The following is a 20,535-nucleotide window of genomic DNA, read 5'->3' as shown; positions in this document are numbered from 1 at the left end:
GAGTGGTCGGCCACAGACACCTCGACAATTTACTATTCAGATGAGGTCTACATGGCGCAGTCCATGATGTTGGTTGAAAAATGCAGCCATCGAATAAGCTGGTACGACATAGACACCGGCGCATCGCAGGGGTGTCTGGAGCTGCCGCAATTCCCCCACGAGTTCGTCGTGGATGACGAATTTCGTTATGCCTATGTGGGTCACTACGGTGTGCAGAATTCAGACATAGCCGGCAATCACGGCCGATCGGTCATCGTGATTGATATCCGAGAGAGAAAAATCGTTCACGTCTACGATCTGGGTGAACACGCGCGTCCCCACGGGATTGGGCTGGATGGGCAGGGGCGTCTCTACGTCCTGTCGGAATGGTCGGGTCACTTGCTGGTCAAGGAGAATCCTCGCGCTTTCGACCAGGGTTGGGATCACATCACGCCAACAGGGGGCACCAAAGGGCACCTCTTTGCGCTGACCAAAGACGGCCTGACGGCTTTTGCGATGAACCTGACCTCGGGTGATGTCACCAAGTTCAATCCTTACGACGCCTCGATCGAGCCTATCTCGATCAAGACCGGACAAAAGCCCGAAGGGCGCTGCCTGCGTGAAGAAACAGCGACGCTTTATACCTCGCAACGCATTTCGAACACGGTTGCCGTGATCAACACGCAGACGCTTGAGATCGAACGCATGTTTCCGACGCCCAACGATCCCTGTCGCATCTACTACGATGAAAAGCGCAACCGCCTTCTGACAATGAACCATTTTGGCAGGTCGTTTTCCGTTTTTGACGAAGCGACAGGCGAACTGCTGCACGAACAGAAAACACCAGCGAACCCATTGGCCCTGTGCATCGACGACGAAGCGGACTTTGCCTACATCGCAGTTGATTGCGAACAGGTGCAGCGGTTCGACCTTGATACATTCGAGGTGGTTCAAACTTTCGACACGGGTAACGAGCCAGACGTCATGGTCATCTTGCCCGATGGATTTTCGAGACATTGGGAGAAAGCGGCATGACCAAACCCCGCATTGCAATTGTTCCCGGCGACCCTTCGGGTATCGGGCCGGAACTGATCGCCAAACTGCTTAATCAGGAGGGGGTGCAGGACGCTGCCGATATCGTGCTGGTTGGTGACAGTCACCTCTGGCAGCGCGGTGCCGCGCATGCGGAACTAGATGTGCCGCTAAATACAATAAACGAAGTGTCGGACCAGCCGGGCCTGATCCATCTTGAGATGGACACGATCTCGCCCGGGGATGTCCAGCTTGCTGAAGTAACGGTTGAGGGCGGCACGACCGCGTTACGCTGTCTGGACAAGGCCATGGATCTGGCGATGGAGGGACAGGTCGATGGCATTCTGTTTGGGCCATTCAACAAGGCGGCAATGACCGCCGCAGGGCTGAATGCCGAGGATGAGCACCGCTATATGGCGCGCTATATGGGACATACTGGTTATCACTCGGAACTCAACGTTCTGGATGAGCTGATGACGACCCGTGTAACTTCGCATATCGGCCTCAAGGATGTCGCGGCCAATATCACCGAAGAGGGTGTTATGAAGGCGGTCAATCTGGCCAATGACACGCTGCGCAAGGCGGGTAAGGCGCGCCCCAACATCGCGGTCGCGGCGCTGAACCCGCATGCGGGGGACAACGGCAAGTTTGGCCGCGAGGAGATTGACATCCTCGAACCCGCTGTGCGCCAAGCACAGGAAAAACAGTTGAATGTAACGGGCCCATGGCCTTCGGACACGGTGTTCCTCAAGGCGCAGCGGGGCGAGGTCGATGCGGTCGTGACCATGTATCACGATCAGGGCCAGATCGCGATCAAGCTGATGGGGTTTGAACGCGGCGTGACGGTTGCAGGTGGCTTGCCCATCCCCGTTGCCACACCGGCTCATGGCACCGCTTTTGATATCGCCGGACAGAACAAGGCCAATCCGGGCGCAACGCGGCAGGCATTCGACCTGCTGGTGCGCATGGCCAAAACACATCGCGCCGAACGCCGCGCGGACTGAGAGGACAAAGATGACCAAGATTAAATCCGTTCGCACCCGCGTCTGGAACTGGACCGGACCGACCGTCCCGCCCACCGGCAATTTCTGCACCAACACGTCGGACGTGCTGTACGAAAAAGGCGATGCGATGTCGTCTTTCCGGTTTCACCAATGGCTGACCTGCGAGATCGAAACCGAAGACGGCACCATCGGCATCGGCAACGCAGCCCTCGCACCCTCGGTGGTGAAGGCCGCCATTGACGAATGGTTCGCGCCATTGGTGATCGGCGAGGACCCGTTCGACTATGCCTATCTGTGGGAAAAGATGTACCGCCGCAGCCACGCCTGGGGGCGCAAGGGGATCGGGATGATCGCGATCTCGGCCGTTGATCTGGCGATCTGGGACCTGATGGGCAAACTGGCGGGTAAGCCAGTGTTCAAACTGCTGGGTGGCCGCACCAAGGAAAAGATCCCGGTGTATTACTCCAAGCTCTACTCTGGCCCGATCGATGTGATGCAGGCCGAGGCCGCCGAGGCGCAAAAGAACGGCTATTCGGCCTATAAAATGCGGTTCGGCTGGGGGCCGAAGGACGGCATGGCGGGCATGCGCGAAAACCTCAAACGGGTCGAGGCCGTGCGCGAGGTCATCGGCTATGACGTCGATCTGATGGTCGAATGCTACATGGGCTGGAACCTGGACTATGCCAAACGCATGCTGCCCAAGCTTGTTAAATTCGAACCGCGCTGGTTGGAAGAACCCGTGATTGCCGACGATGTTGAAGGTTATCGCGAGCTGAATGCGATGAACATCATCCCGATCTCGGGCGGTGAGCATGAATTCTCGATCATCGGGTGCAAGGACTTGATCGAGAAAAAGGCCGTCAGCGTCCTGCAATATGACACCAACCGCGTGGGCGGTATTACGGCGGCACAAAAGATCAACGCGATTGCCGAGGCGCATCAGATACCGGTCATCCCGCATGCAGGTCAGATGCATAATTATCATCTGACCATGGCCAACGCGAATTGCATGATCAGCGAATATTTCCCTGTCTTCGACGTCGAGGTAGGTAACGAGCTGTTCTATTACATCTTCGAAGGTGACCCCGAGGCGGTGGACGGCTTCCTTGATCTGGATGACAATAAGCCCGGTCTGGGGATTGAGATCACAGACAAACACCTGAAACACTTTGAGATTACGGAGTAGTCCATGAGCTATACCGGTATCTGGCCCGTTGCGCCGACACCATTCCACGAAGACGGAACACTTGATCTGGAAGGGATGAAGCGCGTTCTGGATTGCCTGATCGATCAAGGCGCGGACGGGATCTGCGTTTTGGCTAATTTCTCAGAGCAATTTCTGATCTCGGATGAGGAGCGCGCGATCCTGACCCGGCTCAGCCTTGAACATGTCGCGGGCCGCGTGCCCATGATCGTGACGATCAGCCATTTTGCGACGCAGATCGCAGTGGAACGGGCCAAATTCGCCAAAGATCTGGGCGCGGACATCGTGATGATGATGCCGCCCTATCACGGGGCGCTTCTGAAGGGGACCGCGCAGCAGACCTATGATCAGTTTGCAGCCGTGGGCGAGGTTGGCATTCCGATCATGGTCCAAGACGCGCCCTTGTCGGGCGTTGATCTGCCGGTGCCGTTGCTGGTGCGCATGGCGCAAGAGATTGAAATGGTGAAGCTGTTCAAGATCGAATGCCCTCGGGCAGCGAACAAGCTGCGCGCGCTGATTGCCGAAGGCGGAGAGGCGATTGAAGCACCTTTTGATGGCGAGGAAGGTATCACCCTACTGGCCGATCTGGATGCGGGGGCGACGGGTTCGATGACCTCGGGCATGATCGTGGACCAGATAAAGCCGGTCATCACGCATCACCTTGCAGGCCGTGTAGACGAGGCGACAGCGGCCTATGGCCGGGTGGCGATGGTGATCAACCATGAAAACCGCCAATGCGGCTGGCAATCCTGCAAAGCGGCGATGGTCGAAGGGGGCGTCATCGGGTCCGAGTTCTGCCGCCATCCCATTGATCCGCTGCAACCGGTCATCCGAGACCGGTTGATAGACCTTTTAAAACCGCTGGACCCAATGGTCCTGAATTGGGGAAAATAAAATGATACTTGGACAAAATCTGATCGACGGCGCATGGGTCGGGTCAGACAATCTGCGTGCCTCAGACGATCTTGACGGCCAAAGCTTTGCTCAGGCCACCGCCGCGCAGGTGGATGACGCGTGCCGCGCCGCACGTCGCGATTTCCGCGCTTACTCGGGTAAATCGCGGACCGAGCGCGCCACATTCTTGCGCACGATTGCCGAACAGATGGATGTGCTAGGTGACGAGATCACGCAAACCGGCATGGCCGAGACAGGCCTGCCCGAGGCGCGGCTGGTGGGTGAACGTGGACGCACAACGGGCCAGTTACGCATGTTCGCAGATCTGATCGAAGAGACTGGGTATCTCGATATACGTAAAGAAGGCGCCCTCCCTGACCGGACACCTCTCCCTCGTCCGGATTTGCGCCTGACGCACAAAGCAATAGGTCCAGTGGCCGTGTTTGGTGCGTCGAACTTCCCGCTCGCCTTCTCCACGGCGGGCGGGGACACCGCCTCGGCCCTTGCTGCTGGGTGCCCGGTGATCGTCAAGGGACACAGCGCTCATGCAGGCACTGCTGAACTTGTAGGACAAGCCATTGCCAAGGCGATCGAGATTTGCGGTATGCCAGCTGCTACATTTCAGATCTTGCAAGGATCAGGGCGCGAGGTGGGTTCCGCCCTTGTTCAGCATCCCGAGATCACTGCCGTCGGTTTTACAGGATCACTCGCCGGGGGCAGGGCGCTTTATGATCTATGCCATGCGCGTTCAAACCCTATCCCCTTTTATGGTGAGCTTGGCTCGGTCAATCCTATGTTCTGCCTTCCAAACGCGATGCGTGCCCGCGCGACCGAGATCGGCGTAGGCTGGGCCGCGTCTCTGACCATGGGGGCCGGACAGTTCTGCACCAATCCCGGGGTTGCCGTGATGCTGAAAGGCCCGGATGCGGATGCGTTGGAAACCGCCTGTGTCGCCGCGCTGAACGACACGGCAGAGCAGAAAATGCTAACAGACGGAATCCTTGGCGCTTATGAGCAGGGGGTTCGCGAATTCCGCGATCTGATGGTCGAGGTTACGTCTTGCAGTGCCGCGACGGGCAAACGCGCGGCTGTGCCTGCTTTGTTCAAAGTCAGTGCGGCGGAGTGGATGGCGAACCCCAAGCTGCAGCACGAAGTATTTGGTGCTGCTGGCATTATCGTCTTGTGTGACGACACAGAGCAGATGCAACAGCTGGCGGAATGTCTGGAAGGACAGCTGACGCTGACCTTGCATCTGGACGACTCGGATGCCGCGTTGGCCAAGTCACTGATGCCCATTCTCGAGGAAAAAGCAGGTCGTTTATTGGCAAACGGCTATCCCACCGGGGTCGAGGTGTGTTCATCAATGATGCATGGCGGGCCCTATCCGGCCAGCACAGATGTCCGAGCAACCTCCGTCGGGACTCTGGCGATCGTGCGCTGGCTGCGCCCGGTCAGTTATCAAAACATTCCCGACGCGCTTTTGCCGGATGAATTGAAAGGCTTGAGTGCCTGACGGTCGCTATCGTCAGGTGACCGCCCCTATACGGTCCTTTAGGCCATCTCTGGCCTGACCCGGTACTGCCTGGAGTGCGCAGCTTTTCACTCCAGGAGAACAGAAAAACGAAGGAGAAAACGGATGTACGGCGTTCTCGACGGAACCGGTTTTGAAGTCATCGAAAAAGAATTCGAGGCCTGTTTCATCGGCCATGCTCGGGTCGAGCGGTTGTGGACCGGTGCACGGTGGTCCGAAGGCCCGGCGTGGTTTGCCGCCGGGCGTTATCTGGTCTGGTCGGATATTCCCAACAACCGCCTGATGCGATGGGACGATACAGATGGTTCGGTCTCGGTGTTTCGGCAACCCTCCAACAACGCCAATGGCAACACGGTAGACCGGCAGGGACGCTTGGTGTCGTGCGAGCACTTAACGCGCCGCGTCACCCGAACCGAGCATGATGGATCCATCACTGTTCTGGCGGACGCATGGCAGGGAAAGCGCCTGAACTCACCAAACGACGTCGTTGTTAAATCGGATGGGTCCATTTGGTTCACGGACCCGTCCTATGGGATCATGATGGACTATGAAGGCGAGCGCGCCGAAAGCGAGATTGGCGCGTGCCACGTGTATCGCGTGGACCCGACATCGGGCGAGGTCACAGCGGTTGCAACTGATTTCGTCAAGCCTAATGGCTTGGCTTTTTCACCGGATGAGAGCGCACTCTATATCTCGGATACCGGTATCACGCATGACCCCGAAGGTCCGGCACATATTCGGCGTTTCCGCGTATCGAACGACGGAAAAACCCTTTCAGGAGGTGAGGTCTGCGCCAATTGCTCTGCCGGATTGTTCGACGGGTTCAGGCCAGACCGTGAAGGCCGCATCTGGAGTTCCGCCGCAGACGGTATTCATTGCCTGAACCCCCAAGGAGATCTGATCGGCAAGGTCCACATGCCCGAGATGGTAGGAAATGTGTGTTTTGGCGGTGCCAAGCTGAACCGACTGTTCGCGGCGGGAACAAGCAGCCTTTACGCGATCTATCTGAATGTAAACGGCGTCTCACCCGTTTGATTCTACTTGCTGCAATAGGATTGAATGTAGGGGGAAAACTACAAAGCGCTCTATGTGTATGCCGTTCAGGTTGTAATACTAAGGTCTGCAAGGCATTTTTGGGTGAAGGCAGTGAATGTCCGCAATGTGAGTAGGCTGCGGTGTTTAAGCACACAGTTTAATGGCAGGATTGGGCCGTACCAAAAAAATGTAGCTGCGTGCTTACCCTTCATACACAATTGTCAGAAACTCACCTCTTCATTTTCGAGCCTATGACGCGCGTAGGTACATCCCTGCTTGTTGGTTGTCCTCGCTTGTGCGCCCGGACCCGTACTGCTTTCCCGTTGGCATACTGTCTTTCGTGTTCGGCCACCCAATGCTCAGTTGGCGCAGCTCGACTTGCTGTTTGTAGTGCTCAAAGCGAAGCCTTGCCTTTTGTTCAGTCAGATGCCGCGCACCTGCAGGTCCAATTCGAATGGTACGGTGAGACTTGAAAACTCGGTCATTCAAGCCTTGCTAAACATCTGCGCTGTTTTGGCCTGAGATGCCGAGAGGCTTGCAACCTTTTGTGACTTTAAATAGTCCTCACGCGCAGCAAGAGCCGCGAAAAGCATAAACCCAATTGTCGTCTCGTATATGAGGTGACATTCATGCCGCTTCAGATGTTTTCTCAATGAAGTGTCGTTGGGCAATAGTCCTGCCCTCATAAGCCCTACAAATACGGTTCGTGAAGTTGCCAATGGGCGACACTAAAGTTGGGTCGACTATCTTGCGACCTTGATGTCTCCAGCGCACAGGACGCATCAAAGTAGATGGTGCTAGTATTGCAGATATGGACTGCGCTCCTTTCCACGACACCATCGGAATGAAGGTGTTTGTCACCGCCTGACGGCGGGCGGCTGGCCCACTGCGCGGCCAAGCCTGTAGCACTTTGGCCCCAAAAGAAAAATGCTAGCCCCTGTACATCAGATCTGAGCCGCCAACATACCAACGCCGTCGCCGGTCAAGAGATCGAAGGTCTGGCAAATGTCAGCAATGTAGAATGCGACTGCAGAATTCAGTACCAATCTGGAACGGCAGATCAGGGTCGATCTTCAACCCAACCGTTTCTTGAATCTTAGAGTTGCCGCCAGCAATCCGAATATCGCAAATCCGATCATCCAGAGAATTCCCCAGCGTAACTCGTATAGTGACGCGTCACGAAGGACCACGCCGCGGATCATGTCCATGAAATGGGTTGCCGGCAGGACCTGAGCAATCATCTGGACGGGTGGTGGCATACCGTCGAAAGGGAACATGAAACCTGACATCAGGATTGAGGGCAGCAGGACAAATATGGTCATCTGCATCGACTGCAATTGGTTCTGCGCAAGCGTGGAAATCACCAGCCCAAGCGACAGGCTGGCGACGATGAATAACAAAGTCACAACAAGCAGAGTGCCCAATCCGCCGTTTATTGGCACATCGAACAGGACATGCCCGAGGCCGAGGATGATTGCGACCTGTATCAGGCCCAGAAAGATGTAGGGGATGATCTTTCCGATCATCAGTTCGATCGACCGGATTGGCGTGTTGATCAGCATTTCCATATTGCCCCGCTCGCGTTCGCGGACGATGGCGGCTGAGGTGAATAGGATCATCGTCATGGTCAGGATCACGCCGACAAGACCCGGCACGATATTGACCGCCGACCGTTGCTCGGGGTTGAAGTAAAGCGTCACCTCGAACGTGGGCACCTGCCGGTTTGGTGGTTGTTTCAGCAGTTCTGTCAAAGGCATTGTGCGCATGGACTTGATCGCGCTGGCCACCATCGTGTCCGAACCATCCACGATCCAATGGGCAACCGGTCGGCTGCTTGTCTGGTTGGTTGCGTTGGGCAGGCCCAGCCCGACAGACGGGCTGCGGGCAAGGCGCTGGCTCACGTCCGGGGGGATGATTAGCGCAGCACGCACACGGGACTCGGTTATTGCGCGTTCGGCCTCTTGCGGGGTGGTCAGCTGCTCGGTGATGGTCACGACCTGCGTCGCTTGAACGATCTGCGCCAGCGTGCGGGAGAGTTCGGTTCCGGACTGGTCCACCACCGCGACAGGGACATGGCGCAGGTTTGTGTTGATCGCGTATCCAAACAGAAGCAGTTGGATCAGCGGGATCATGATGACCATGGCAAAGGTCATCCGATCCCGCCGCAGTTGCAGCAGTTCTTTCTTCAGTACAGCAGCGATGCGACGTGGCGAAATCACTGTTCTGGCCCCCGTGTGGCGCTGACGAACACGTCTTCCAGATTTGGCCTCTGCGGGGTCAGGGACAGGCCAGGAAACGCAGCAATTTGGCCGCGCAACATGTCCACCGGTTGAGGTTCGGATTTGTCCACAAGCACACGCAGCCGCGACCCGACTTGCGCGGTCGACAGGATCTTGGGTTTGCCATCCAGCGCGTGTTTGACCTTTCTCAGATCCGGCCCTTCAACCTCAACTACATCGGCCTGAAGATCATCCATCAACTGGCGCGGAGACCCGTCCGCCTTTTTCACACCGTGTTGCAGGATCGCCAGCCGGTGACAGCGCTCGGCTTCGTCCATGAAATGGGTCGAAACGATCATCGTTGCGCCTTGATCTACCAGATCGAACAGTTGTTCCCAGAAGTTGCGACGTGTTTCGGGATCAACGGCCGAGGTCGGTTCGTCCAGGAACAACAGTTTAGGTCGGTGCATTACGGTTGCAGCAAGGGCCAGTTTCTGACGTTGCCCGCCGCTCATGCTTCCGCTGAGTTGATTGATATTCGTTGTCAGATCGTAGGTGTGCAGCAACTCATCGATCCGATCTTTGGCCGTTTTTACCGGAATGCCGTAAATCTCCGCCGCGAACCTGAGGTTTTCCAGCACCGTTAGGTCGCGGTAATACGAGAATATCTGGGTCATGTACCCGATCTCATTTTTTAGCGGCTCAGCCGCTTCGGGCATTGACCGGCCCAAAACCGAGATCGCACCGCTGCTGGGGGTCAGCAGCCCAGTCAGCATGCGCATTGTCGTGGTTTTGCCGCAGCCATTCGGTCCCAGAAACCCGTAGATCTGGCCGGTTTGAATCTCAAGATCCAGATTGTTGACGGCGATGTTTTCCCCGAACTGGCGGGTCAAGCCCTTCGTCGAGACGACCACATCGTTCATGGCATGGGGACCTGTACGGGGACCCCGGCAGGCAGGTCCGGTGAGGCATTGGGCAGGTCAATCTCAGCCAAATAGACAAGGCGCGTGCGGTCGTCCTTGTTCAACCCGTAATAAGGGGTGAAGGACGCGTCGTCGCTGATCCAGCGGATCACGCCATCCAACGGATCGGCCAGCCCGTCTACGCGCACTTCCAACGTGTCACCGGGTTTCAGTTTGACGCGATGTGGTTCGGGTACATAGACGCGCGCGTAAGGCGTCTGGCCCGTGACGATCACGGCAACCGGGCTGCCGGATGTCACCCGCTCGCCCAAATTCCACGGCAGGGAATCCAAAACGCCGTCGCGGGTGGCTATGACCGTTAAATCATCCAGCAATGTCAGTTCGGCGGCGACCGAGGCTTCGGCAGCTCGCACATTGGCCTCGGCGACCGCCAGATCTTCGGGACGGGTGCCGTTTTCCAGCTCTTTCAGCGATTCCTGAGCGCTGGCCAATTCAGCCCGCGCGGAATCGCGCATGGCCAGATCATTTGCCACCTGAGCCTCGGTCACGACCGAGTTCTCGACCAGTCTGGCATTTCGGTCATAGATGGCCTCGGCATCGGCAAGGCGCGCAACAGCGCCTGCTACTTTGGCCTCGGCAATTGCAATTTCTTCCTCGCGCGGTCCGACCTGCAGTTTCAGAAGCGTGGCCTGTGCCTTTTCCAGTTCTGCCTGCGCCAGTGCCAGCTTGGCGCTTTGCAATGTGGGATCAAGCTGAACCAGCGTGTCGCCTACCTTGACCACGGAACCTTCGGCAATTGGTAAATCGACGACAATTTCGCTGGCCGTCGCGGTCAAGGCCACCCGGTCGCGCGCCAACACACCCAGAGCGATGCTGGTATCGGACCCAGAGCACCGGTCCAGAAAAGCGGGCAGGACAGCCGCCAGGATCAAAGGAATGGGGATCGTCAGATTCAACAGGGTTCCCTCCGGTGCTTGGCCTTTGAACGCGTTGGGCGATAGTCAGAGCATAAAATCAGGAAATCTGATTTATGTATACGGTTCAACAACTACAGATGGCAGGACAGGTTCATGCGGGCAGGCGCGCCAACCACTCCTCCAGCTTTTCTCCGATCAGATGGGGATTATCTTCCTGCAGGAAATGAATGCCTTTGCCGATATCCACCACAGACCTGATGTTCGCAAAATGCAAAACCCAGCGCGGACGTCCAGCTCAGTTCAACGGGAGGACCACGCCTTCCAACCCCAGCGCCTCATTATACCATGCGGGTCGGGACGCCCAGCCGACAATCGCGCTAACGGGCTGGGACGGCGGGCGTGACAGGCTGCCGACGGGGACAACCAGAAACTTGCCGTTCTGTGTCTTGAATGGAAGCGATGTCCCGCAGCTTCGGCAAAACACCCGGCGCACTTGGGAATTAGGCACATTGAAAGATGTCAGTTGCTCTTGACCTTCCAGCCATTCGATCCGGTCAGGCGTGGTGAAAGCATTCGCAACATGGGCCGAGCCCGAGGCCTTTTTGCAAAAGTTGCAATAGCACAATTTGAAGGCGGTCATGTTGTCTTGCACCCGATAGCGCACTGCGCCGCAGATACATTGCCCGTCGATCATGTCTGGGTGACTCGCCAAAGAGCTCATCTCAAACACGATAGGCAAAATACGCGCGGACAGTGGTGGTGAATGTCAGGCCCATGCTAATGATCGCGATGACAAAGCCGACAACCGCTGTCGCCGGGATCGAGACCAGAAAATCAACAGCAATTGCGGCACGGATACCGGTCATGCTGCGCTTGAGAATGGACGCGACGATACAGGCAAAGGTGACGATGTAACCCAGCATCGTATAGAGCATCAGGTTGGCGGCTTGCGGGCCAGCTAGCTCTCCGACCTGCAGGCCGTAGAATTTGAAACCGGCGAAGAAACCAAAGGCCAGCAGGATTTTCAGCGCGTTCAGGATGAAGATCATGCGCAGGGTGACGGGTTTTAATGCGCCGGGTGTCGGGTCGATGGCGGTCATGTCAGGTCTCCGTTTCAGGTGCGATCACGCAGCATTTGCTGCCGCGCATCTCTAATGCTATCCATGTGGATAGAAATTGATTACTATCCACATGGATAGAAAAAGCAAGGAGAAATCTGTGGCGCGAAAACGCAAGACGGATCACGACAGTGCTGTGGCGGGAGCCTTGGACCTGTTTTGGCGAAGGGGATACCACGGTGCCAGTACGCGGGAGTTGGAGCAGCAGACGGGGCTGACACGGTTCACGCTCCAAACCACTTATGGGGGAAAAGAAAAGTTTTTTCTAAAGACTCTGGATGCTTATTTGGACAATGCCGAAGCCCGGCACTTTCCTGATCCCGAAACCTATGCGCTGGACGATCTGGCTGGTTGGTTCCGGGGCATCGCATCAACCGAGCGAATGCCAAAGATTGAGGATGCCGGGTGTCTTGCCTTTAATTCGATTAGTTCATTCGACCGCTCTGATCCCGAGGTTAACGCACGAATCGAGCGGTACCTGACCGCACTGGAGGGGCGGTTTGCTGCGATACTGTGCCAGGCAAAGGATGACGGGGCCATCCGTTCCGAGGTCGATCCGGATGAGGCCGCACGGGTGCTGATCGGTCTTTTGCTGGGCCTTCATACGATTATGAAAGCCCGAACCTCGGATCAGTTTCCGCAGAGCTACGCCCAGGCGGCGGTCGGGCTGATTGAAGGGTGGAAAAACCAGTAAGTTATCAAACATTCTGTCGTGACTAACTTCTTGCGGCGTAAGAACTGGGTTTAAGCAGTGAATGTCTGGGTGGTGGACTGCCCCTGCTGTATTGCGGTTGGCTGTTGAGTGACTGCTTTGGTGAAGCCGCAGTGCAGCTTGCTCAACGACAGGTCTGGGCCGTAACCCAATAGGCGAAGCTGGCCGAACCGCACTTTGATCTTGAGGAAAACGAAACTGGCGCTTGCACCAGCTTGCGTTTCACACTTTTGACCATTGACCCTGGTTTCGTCAGCTACGGTGTTTCCTATCGACATATAGAAGAAATCATACCCGTGCACGGCGTTGCGGTAGACCACACAACACTGAACCGATGCGTTACACGGTATTCCGGCGTGATCGCTGAAGCCGCGGGTCGCCGCGAAAGATCGTCATCGACAAAAGCGGCGCAGAAACAGCAGGTATCAAAGCCATCAACAAAATGCTGAAGGGATTTTGATGTCCGATTCCAGTCGAGGTGGTGAGGCAGAAACACTAGAACAACATCGTGGACAGGACCACCGGTTCATCAAAAGGCGAACTTGACCAATGCTGGGGTTCAAAGCTTTCGGTTTTACTGCAGCAACCGTTGCTGAAATCGAAGTCGCGAAGATGATCCGCGAGGGCCGATTCACGCCTGGACTCTGCCCCTTTCGACAATTCGCTAAACTGGCCGTCTAACTTGAAGACACGCCGAGTCTCATTGGCTAGCAGAAAAACTCTGCAACACAACCTGTTCGGCCGGACCGGGTCGTTGCAAGAGCACAACTACGCTCATTCAGAACAAAAGGTTGGGAAGAAAAAGGGTTAGTGCCGGGAACACCGTCAGGATGAAGATGGTCAACAGGTGGATGAGCCAGTATGGAACTGTCGCAATTGCCACACGGCCCAAGCCAACCTCGTTGTTGGTCAGCGCGGTTAGGACCGACAGGTTTAGCCCGACTGGGGGTGTGACCTGACCAATCTCGATGACGATGGTGATGATGACCCCGATCCAGATTGGGTCAAAGCCCAGCCCGGTAAGCAAAGGGAATACGACCGGCAAGGTCATGATCATCAACGACAATCCGTCAAAAAAGCACCCCAGCACCAGATAGATCAGCACCACGATTAACAGCACCCTGTATGTGCCCATCCCGCTTTCGGCCACGACTTCTAGGATCTGTTGCGGCACGCCCAGAATACTGGTCGATTTCGCCAGTATCGTCGCGCCCAGCACCAAAAACCCAACCGATGCAAACAACAGAACCGACTGATAGACCGCTTCGACAAGCTTCTTCCAAGTCAGGTCGCCCCATATGGAGGAAATGATCACGGCCAGTACAACGCCCACGCCTGCCGCTTCGGTCGGTGTCGCCAGCCCTCCGACAATGCTGCCGATGACCGCAATGATCAGCGCAAGCAACGGCCAGATTTGTTTGAACCCCGCCAGTGTCTGCCGCAGCGGCAATGGGGCTTCGTCGCGCGGGGCCAGGGCCGGATTTCGGGTACATCTGACCAACAGATACGCCATGAACATCAGACCAACCAGAAAACCAGGGATAATACCGGCGGCGAACAGGCGCCCGATCGAGGTTTCAGTGAGCGCGCCATAGATCAGAAAAGACAAGCTGGGCGGGATCAGCAGGCCCAAAGTACCGCCGCCCGCCAAGCTGCCCACAATCGTATCCTTGTCATAGCCGCGTTTCGACATCTCAGGGTATGCGACCGAACCCACCGCCGCAGCCGTAGACAGACTGGATCCGCTGACCGCGCCGAACAGGGTGCAAACTGCAATATTGGTGTGCAGCAAGCCCCCCGGGATGCGACGAAACAGCGGGGAAAAGGCGGAGTAGGCCCGCTCGCTAATTCCACTGCGCAGCAGCACCTCGCCCAGAAGGATGAACATGGGAACTGCGCTGAGGGTGAACGAATTGAAGACGCTCCAGATTGCGTCCACAGCCAGCGACGTGGCCCCGTTCGAGAAAAAGTGCAGAATGATCAACCCGGTCAGACCAAGCGCCGCTCCAAGGGCCACGCCCGTGCCAGCGGTGGCAACCAGCGCGCCTGTCAACGTCAGCCAGAACGACATTTATTGGTCTCTTTCGTTGGGGTCATTTGATGTCGGCCTCGGCGTCGTTCACCCTGTCCAGAATGCCGACAAGGCGTGCCACAAAGATAGACAGAGTCAGCCCAAGCGACAGCGGCATAAGCGCCATCCAAGGGTAAAGCAGAATGCGCGTGGTTTCTGTTTTAAGGTTGCGCTTGAAGGCGAATTCGAACCAAGGAATAGTTTCGACGATCAACCACAGGAAAAAAACGATACCGACCAGAAGGGCGGCGATCTGTATTGCGACATGCAGTCGACCTTTCAGAAAATCCGCCAACAGTGCCACACGCACATGTTTGGCCCGCAACGTCACCATCGGCAGACCTAGAAACAACGAAACGCTGAGCAATAGGCCGACCACTTCTTCGGTGATGTGCAGCGGCGTATTGGCAAATTTGCGCATCAATACGCTGGTGACAATGATGCCGACAATGGCGATCATTCCGAGGGCCGCAGAAACGGCGCACGCAAGGGCCAGACGGTCCAGCCCCGCGCGATAATGTTTCCCGGACTAAGCGCCATTTTGACGTCAGCGGCCCAGGGCGGTCAGGACACGCTCACGATAGGCAGGGGCGTTGCCGCCAGCTTCTTCCGCGAGTTCAGCCCAGATTTCGGTGACGTTCGACACAAACAGATCGCGGTCTTCCTGCGAGAAATCTTCTCCCCAGGTGACACCATCTGCGACCAGCTGCTCACGTGCGGCCAGCTCGCGTTCGAAATCGTCCTCGTATTGATTGGTACGCTCCCACAAGGCGTCTGCGGCGGTCGCAATTGCCGCCTTGGTGGCGTCATCCGTAGCGTCCCATTTGTCGGTTGCGACCCCGATCACATAGGGGCCGGACGCCATCGGATACAGGAACGAAGCATATTTGGCGACCTCCTGCAAAGACACTGTGTGTGCATAAAGCGCAGGATAAAGTGCACAATCGACCACGCCGGTTTTCAGCGCCACATACATCTCTTCCTGTGGAATGATCTGCGCGGCGACCCCAAGGCGTGTGAAGGTTTCAACCTGATCGCGAGCCCAGACGCGCAGCTTTTTCGATTTCAGAGCGTCAATGGTGCGCACCGGCTCATCCCGGCAGAAGACCGACACAGATAGCATCGGGATCGGCACATACCCAACCGAGGTCACGCCCCAATCGGTAAACTCTTCCTGATAAATCTCGCGCACTGTCGGGATCGCCTTTTCGAATTCCTCGATCGAGCCAATGGTGCCTTGAACCACAACTGAACTGAGCGCTGGCGCGTCACGTCCCAGATAGTTCGCCCAGATCAGGCTCATCTCGACCGCACCCTTTGGCAGGAACCGCAGGGTGTCCGTGTTCGGAAGACCCAGCGATCCGCCGCTATAAAGCTTCAGCTTATTCTCACCTTCAAGGGCCGCGTTGACCTCTTCGACAAAGCGTTCCAGCTCTGCCGTTTCTGGGCGGGTTTCGGGTAGAAAATTGTTGAATCGCCATTCTTCCGCATTGCCTGCGGCAATGGCTGAAATGAAAGCAGCCGCGCTCAATGCGGCGGTTTGAATAATTCTCTTCATGGTGTTCCCTCCTGAAGCACTGAATATCTGGCTCTTGACGAAGCTCTTTGTGTATTAGTCTTGCTCTTCAACTTATTAGGTCGCGTAAAATCATTGACTTGGGGCGCATAGGCCGTGGGCCAGACCCACCAAATGAAAGCATAGAAAGAGCAGGGAAGGTTGCAAGTGATACCTGAGCCGCGACCTCAGCGCACTTCTGTCGGAACTTGTTGGCTTTCGTACAACCGGTTCAGAGGCCCCTCTGCTTTAACCCAACCGATCCAAATCGGATCTTCGTCTTTCGGTCCTGCTATCGGTACGTGGGCTATTGGCACGAGCGTCGTTTGACAGAAGTTCCTGATGATTAAGTCGTCTTCGACTTGATGTGCTGATCCTAAGGACATGTCGGCCTGAAAGCGGTCGATTTCTTCAAAAGGGTCAGACAAATCCCAAGTCAATGTCGGGAAAGGCGTTCCAATGCTCGCCAATGCCCGGTCAAGTCTTACGAATGCGAGAAATCGATGTCGGCTGATTTCGGTTTGGTCACTAAACTTATTTCGAAAACCATATTTGACGGCTGAATTTCTGGCGCCCTTCAGTTTGTCTGCGGATAGCTGATGATAGACAGATAGCGAAGGGGCAACGTGACCAGACGCTCGGGGCCGTGTGGCGCATCAGCCTCGAAAAACAGCGTGTCGCCGGGTTTCAGCGGATAGACCTGATCACCGTGACGGTAGTCAACCTCGCCTTCCAGCATATAGATCGTCTCAATTCCGCTGTGCTGAAAGGTCGGAAAGGTGTCGGATTCAGCGGTCAGAGTGATCAGATAGGGCTCGACGATCACGCCTGACGTGTTGGCGCCTATGGTGCCCAGCAGGTTGTATTGATGGTTAGCGCGGGTGCCCTCTCGCTCCTGCTCGACCCCTTGCCCTGCTTTGGTGTGAACGGCCAGCCGTCGTTCTTCGAACCGACGGAAAAAACTGGTCAGTGGAACCGACAGTGCATCCGCCAGCGCCTGAAGCGTCGTCAAAGAAGGCGATGTATTCCCGTTTTCGATTTTCGACACCATTCCGATCGACAGCCCGGTCATCTGCGCAAGATCGCAACAGTGATGTTCTGCTGTTTGCGAAAGGCGTGAACTTCTCGGCCGATGGCGACTTCAAGAACCTTTTCTCGATCACTTGAACTTACGGAATGCGGGTCTTGGGTCAGTTTTGCCACCTGTTTCCTTCCGCTTCGATTCGCAGTTTGCCCGTTCATGCGGTCTTTCTTGGCAGCGAAGTTATCCTACCATGAGGAAAATGAAAGCGCTTTCGCCTTAGGAATCTGCCTAGACGTATTTTCGCATAGGGAAAAAAATTTTCTTAAGGGTAGATTTCCCTGAGGGACGTGGTTTAGGGTATCGGCAACACAACAAGAGAAGGTCTCAGACGATGTGCGGGATTGTGGGGTTGTTTCTCAAAGACCAAACGCTCGAGCCCAGACTGGGTTCAATGCTGACCGATATGCTGATCACCATGACCGATCGCGGCCCCGACAGTGCCGGTATCGCAATCTATGGTTCCCAGTCGGCAGGCCAAGCAAAAATGACGGTGCAGTCGGATGACCCTGATGCCGATTTCGCAACTCTCGCTTCAGATCTGAGTGCGGCGGTAGGAACTGAAGTCAATTTGCGTGCCAATGACACGCATGCGGTGCTGTCGATGCAGGCTGACAAGGTCGATACTGCGCGGCAGGCGATCCGTGAGATGCGCCCCGCCATGCGCGTCATGTCGGATGGTGATGCGATTGAAATCTACAAAGAAGTTGGTCTGCCAAAGGACGTGGCGGCTCGTTTCTCGCTGTCGTCGATGCATGGCAGCCACGGGATCGGGCATACGCGCATGGCCACCGAATCCGCCGTCACCACTGAAGGCGCCCATCCATTCTCAACCGGCGGCGATCAGTGTCTGGTGCATAACGGCTCGTTGTCAAACCACAACGCGCTGCGCCGCAAGCTGATGCGCGAAGGGGTGCGGATTGAATCGATGAACGATACCGAGGTCGGCGCCGCCTATCTGACGTGGAAGATGCAGAATGGGGCCACTCTGGGTGAGGCGCTGGAAAGCAGCCTTGAGGATCTGGATGGGTTCTTCACCTTTGTGGTCGGCACCAAGGACGGGTTTGGCGTGGTACGCGACCCGATTGCCTGCAAACCGGCGGTGATGGCCGAGACCGATCAATACGTGGCTTTCGGCAGCGAGTACCGCGCGCTGGTCAACCTGCCGGGTATTGAGGACGCCCGCGTTTGGGAACCCGAACCCGCCACCGTCTATTTCTGGAGCCACTAAAATGCAGAGCTATGACGTCGCAGAACAGGGCCTGCGCGGGCTGAACGCTGCCCTTCAGGCCCAAAGCACCGAGACGAACCAGACCCAGTGGGAGGTTCAGAACCCAAAGGGCAGCCATGCCATCGCTGTCGGTCTGGATGCCCCAATTGAGGTCACGGTCAAGGGTTCGACCGGCTATTACTGCGCTGGGATGAACAAACAGGCGACGATCCGGGTTGAGGGCTCGGTCGGGCCGGGCGTGGCCGAGAATATGATGTCGGGCACCGTGATCGTCGAAGGTGACGCCAGTCAGTATGCCGGGGCCACGGGCCATGGCGGGTTGCTGGTGATCAAGGGCAATGCCAGTTCGCGCTGCGGGATTTCCATGAAAGGGATCGACATCGTGGTACATGGCAATATCGGCCACATGTCCGCCTTTATGGCGCAGGCCGGTACGCTGGTGGTCTGCGGTGATGCGGGCGATGCGTTGGGGACTCCTCTATGAGGCGCGGCTATTCGTGCGCGGCTCGGTCAAAAGTCTGGGTGCCGATTGCATCGAGAAAGAGATGAGACCCGAGCATCTGACCCTTCTGGCCGACCTGCTGGAGCGCGCAGGAGCAGATGCCAAGCCCGAAGAGTTCAAACGCTATGGCTCGGCCCGGCAGCTTTACAATTTCGATGTCGACAACGCGGCAGAATACTGAGGAAGACCGTAATGGACGATCACACACCACGCACGATGCCGATACAGTCTGCGACGTTTTCCAACCCGGTCAATGCGGAAATCCGGCGGGCGGCGGCAACGGGCATCTATGACATTCGTGGCGGCGGCGCGAAACGCAAGGTGCCGCATTTCGACGACCTGCTGTTTCTGGGCGCCTCGGTCAGCCGATACCCGCTGGAAGGCTATCGCGAACGCTGTGACACCTCGGTCACGTTGGGCACGCGCTTTGCCAAGAACCCGATCCAGCTGGATATCCCGATCACCATCGCGGGCATGAGCTTCGGCGCGCTGTCCGGCCCCGCGAAAGAGGCGCTGGGTCGCGGCGCGTCCGCTGCGGGTACGTCGACCACTACGGGCGACGGCGGTATGACACCCGAGGAACGCGGGCATTCCAGCAAATTGGTCTATCAGTATCTGCCTTCGCGCTATGGCATGAACCCCGACGATCTGCGCAAAGCAGACGCAATCGAGATTGTAGTCGGTCAGGGCGCAAAGCCCGGCGGCGGTGGGATGCTGCTAGGCCAAAAGATCAGCGACCGCGTAGCCGAGATGCGCACCCTGCCCAAGGGGATCGACCAGCGCTCTGCTTGTCGTCACCCGGACTGGACCGGCCCGGATGATCTTGAGATCAAAATCCTCGAACTGCGCGAAATCACGGGTTGGCAGGTGCCGATTTATGTCAAAGTCGGCGCGACGCGACCCTATTACGACACGGCGCTGGCGGTGAAAGCCGGGGCCGATGTGGTGGTGATGGATGGGATGCAGGGCGGAACAGCGGCCACGCAGGATGTGTTCATCGAACATGTGGGCATTCCGACGCTGGCCTGTATCCGCCCCGCCGTGCAGGCGTTGCAAGACTTGGGTGTGCATCGCGAGGTGCAGCTGGTGATCTCGGGCGGAATTCGCAATGGCGCGGATGTGGCCAAGGCGATGGCACTGGGCGCGGATGCGGTGGCTATCGGTACGGCGGCCTTGATCGCTTTGGGTGACAATGACCCGAAATGGGAGGCCGAGTATCAGAAGCTGGGCACCACCACCGGGGCCTATGACGATTGGCACGAAGGCCGCGATCCGGCGGGCATCACCACGCAAGACCCGGAACTGGCGGCGCGTCTTGACCCGGTTGAGGCCGGGCGGCGTCTGCGCAATTACCTCAAGGTCATGACGCTTGAGGCGCAGACCATCGCGCGCGCCTGCGGCCACAACGATCTGCACAATCTGGAGCCTGAAGACCTGTGCGCCCTGACGATGGAGGCCGCCGCCATGGCGCGCGTGCCTCTGGCGGGGACAGAGTGGTATCCGGGCAAGCCGGGGTTCTGAGACAAG

The 20,535-nt window shown here is 57.0% G+C and carries 18 protein-coding genes and 3 pseudogenes; 11 read left to right on the top strand and 10 right to left on the bottom strand.

Features of this window, described 5'->3' with window-relative positions; translation table 11 throughout:
- Window positions 1-51: 51 nt before the first annotated feature.
- From ACR3E7_RS18750 to ACR3E7_RS18725, 6 genes are all read left to right on the top strand, one after another.
- The gene (locus ACR3E7_RS18750; protein ID WP_480503946.1) at window positions 52-1,014 is read left to right on the top strand and encodes a hypothetical protein; all 963 of its coding nucleotides are present in this window, start codon (window positions 52-54) and stop codon (window positions 1,012-1,014) included.
- Window positions 1,011-2,015 (top strand): 4-hydroxythreonine-4-phosphate dehydrogenase PdxA, encoded by a 1,005-nt coding sequence (locus ACR3E7_RS18745; RefSeq protein ID WP_480503945.1) that lies wholly within the window; start codon window positions 1,011-1,013, stop codon window positions 2,013-2,015. Before ACR3E7_RS18750 ends, ACR3E7_RS18745 begins: the two co-directional genes overlap by 4 nt.
- Window positions 2,016-2,025: 10 nt before the next feature.
- The gene (locus tag ACR3E7_RS18740) at window positions 2,026-3,201 is read left to right on the top strand and encodes an L-rhamnonate dehydratase (protein ID WP_480503944.1); all 1,176 of its coding nucleotides are present in this window, start codon (window positions 2,026-2,028) and stop codon (window positions 3,199-3,201) included.
- A gap of 3 nt (window positions 3,202-3,204) precedes the next feature.
- Entirely contained in the window at window positions 3,205-4,113 is a 909-nt protein-coding gene (locus ACR3E7_RS18735; protein ID WP_480503943.1) for a dihydrodipicolinate synthase family protein, read from the top strand.
- Window position 4,114: 1 nt separating this feature from the next.
- The gene (locus ACR3E7_RS18730) at window positions 4,115-5,626 is read left to right on the top strand and encodes an aldehyde dehydrogenase (NADP(+)) (protein ID WP_480503941.1); all 1,512 of its coding nucleotides are present in this window, start codon (window positions 4,115-4,117) and stop codon (window positions 5,624-5,626) included.
- A 123-nt stretch (window positions 5,627-5,749) separates the two neighbouring features.
- A complete protein-coding gene (locus ACR3E7_RS18725; protein WP_480503940.1) occupies window positions 5,750-6,679 on the top strand; it encodes an SMP-30/gluconolactonase/LRE family protein in 930 nt (309 codons plus the stop codon).
- A 1,073-nt stretch (window positions 6,680-7,752) separates the two neighbouring features.
- Here the strand turns inward: ACR3E7_RS18725 and ACR3E7_RS18720 are convergent.
- The 5 genes from ACR3E7_RS18720 to ACR3E7_RS18700 all read right to left on the bottom strand — a co-directional run bounded on the left by ACR3E7_RS18720 (window position 7,753) and on the right by ACR3E7_RS18700 (window position 11,838).
- Window positions 7,753-8,898 carry an ABC transporter permease gene (locus ACR3E7_RS18720; protein WP_170771806.1) on the bottom strand — a complete coding sequence of 382 codons (1,146 nt, stop codon included), beginning with the start codon at window positions 8,896-8,898 and terminating at the stop codon, window positions 7,753-7,755.
- A complete protein-coding gene (locus ACR3E7_RS18715) occupies window positions 8,895-9,821 on the bottom strand; it encodes an ABC transporter ATP-binding protein (protein ID WP_480503939.1) in 927 nt (308 codons plus the stop codon). Before ACR3E7_RS18715 ends, ACR3E7_RS18720 begins: the two co-directional genes overlap by 4 nt.
- Window positions 9,818-10,777 carry an HlyD family secretion protein gene (locus tag ACR3E7_RS18710; RefSeq protein WP_480503938.1) on the bottom strand — a complete coding sequence of 320 codons (960 nt, stop codon included), beginning with the start codon at window positions 10,775-10,777 and terminating at the stop codon, window positions 9,818-9,820. The genes ACR3E7_RS18715 and ACR3E7_RS18710 overlap by 4 nt, the downstream gene beginning before the upstream one ends.
- A gap of 256 nt (window positions 10,778-11,033) precedes the next feature.
- Window positions 11,034-11,450 carry a GFA family protein gene (locus ACR3E7_RS18705; protein ID WP_170783246.1) on the bottom strand — a complete coding sequence of 139 codons (417 nt, stop codon included), beginning with the start codon at window positions 11,448-11,450 and terminating at the stop codon, window positions 11,034-11,036.
- 10 nt (window positions 11,451-11,460) lie between these two features.
- Window positions 11,461-11,838, bottom strand: a complete 378-nt coding sequence (locus ACR3E7_RS18700; protein ID WP_480503937.1) for a hypothetical protein — start codon at window positions 11,836-11,838, stop codon at window positions 11,461-11,463.
- Between the two features lie 118 nt (window positions 11,839-11,956).
- Here ACR3E7_RS18700 and ACR3E7_RS18695 point away from each other — a divergent pair, with 118 nt between their 5' ends.
- Window positions 11,957-12,550, top strand: coding sequence for a TetR/AcrR family transcriptional regulator (locus ACR3E7_RS18695; protein ID WP_480503935.1), 594 nt, complete (start codon window positions 11,957-11,959; stop codon window positions 12,548-12,550).
- A 50-nt stretch (window positions 12,551-12,600) separates the two neighbouring features.
- Here ACR3E7_RS18695 and ACR3E7_RS18690 read toward each other — a convergent pair whose 3' ends face one another.
- A complete protein-coding gene (locus ACR3E7_RS18690; protein WP_480719528.1) occupies window positions 12,601-12,888 on the bottom strand; it encodes a hypothetical protein in 288 nt (95 codons plus the stop codon).
- On the opposite strand from ACR3E7_RS18690, the pseudogene ACR3E7_RS18685 reads away from it, so the two are divergent.
- Window positions 12,784-13,249, top strand: a pseudogene (locus ACR3E7_RS18685) (DDE-type integrase/transposase/recombinase). The gene ACR3E7_RS18690 and the pseudogene ACR3E7_RS18685 overlap by 105 nt on opposite strands.
- A 97-nt stretch (window positions 13,250-13,346) precedes the next feature.
- On the opposite strand, the gene ACR3E7_RS18680 reads toward ACR3E7_RS18685, so the two are convergent.
- The 4 genes and pseudogenes from ACR3E7_RS18680 to ACR3E7_RS18665 form a co-directional block, all read right to left on the bottom strand.
- The gene (locus ACR3E7_RS18680; protein ID WP_480503933.1) at window positions 13,347-14,639 is read right to left on the bottom strand and encodes a TRAP transporter large permease; all 1,293 of its coding nucleotides are present in this window, start codon (window positions 14,637-14,639) and stop codon (window positions 13,347-13,349) included.
- Between the two features lie 22 nt (window positions 14,640-14,661).
- On the bottom strand, window positions 14,662-15,099 hold the full coding sequence (locus ACR3E7_RS18675) for a TRAP transporter small permease (protein WP_480719508.1): 438 nt from the start codon (window positions 15,097-15,099) through the stop codon (window positions 14,662-14,664).
- A gap of 87 nt (window positions 15,100-15,186) precedes the next feature.
- Window positions 15,187-16,197 carry a TRAP transporter substrate-binding protein DctP gene (gene dctP, locus ACR3E7_RS18670; RefSeq protein WP_480503931.1) on the bottom strand — a complete coding sequence of 337 codons (1,011 nt, stop codon included), beginning with the start codon at window positions 16,195-16,197 and terminating at the stop codon, window positions 15,187-15,189.
- A 574-nt stretch (window positions 16,198-16,771) separates the two neighbouring features.
- A pseudogene (locus ACR3E7_RS18665) lies at window positions 16,772-17,436 on the bottom strand (helix-turn-helix domain-containing protein).
- Between the two features lie 173 nt (window positions 17,437-17,609).
- Here ACR3E7_RS18665 and ACR3E7_RS18660 point away from each other — a divergent pair.
- The 3 genes and pseudogenes from ACR3E7_RS18660 to ACR3E7_RS18650 all read left to right on the top strand — a co-directional run bounded on the left by ACR3E7_RS18660 (window position 17,610) and on the right by ACR3E7_RS18650 (window position 20,529).
- Window positions 17,610-18,506, top strand: a complete 897-nt coding sequence (locus tag ACR3E7_RS18660; RefSeq protein WP_170789333.1) for a class II glutamine amidotransferase — start codon at window positions 17,610-17,612, stop codon at window positions 18,504-18,506.
- Between the two features lies 1 nt (window position 18,507).
- Window positions 18,508-19,189, top strand: a pseudogene (locus ACR3E7_RS18655) (protein GlxC).
- 11 nt (window positions 19,190-19,200) lie between these two features.
- A complete protein-coding gene (locus ACR3E7_RS18650) occupies window positions 19,201-20,529 on the top strand; it encodes an FMN-binding glutamate synthase family protein (protein ID WP_170789331.1) in 1,329 nt (442 codons plus the stop codon).
- Window positions 20,530-20,535: the final 6 nt, after the last annotated feature.

The organism is Ruegeria sp. BK1 (assembly GCF_056535645.1).
The sequence above is the reverse complement of the archived record's forward strand: the minus strand, read 5'-3'. Positions and strand labels throughout refer to the sequence as shown.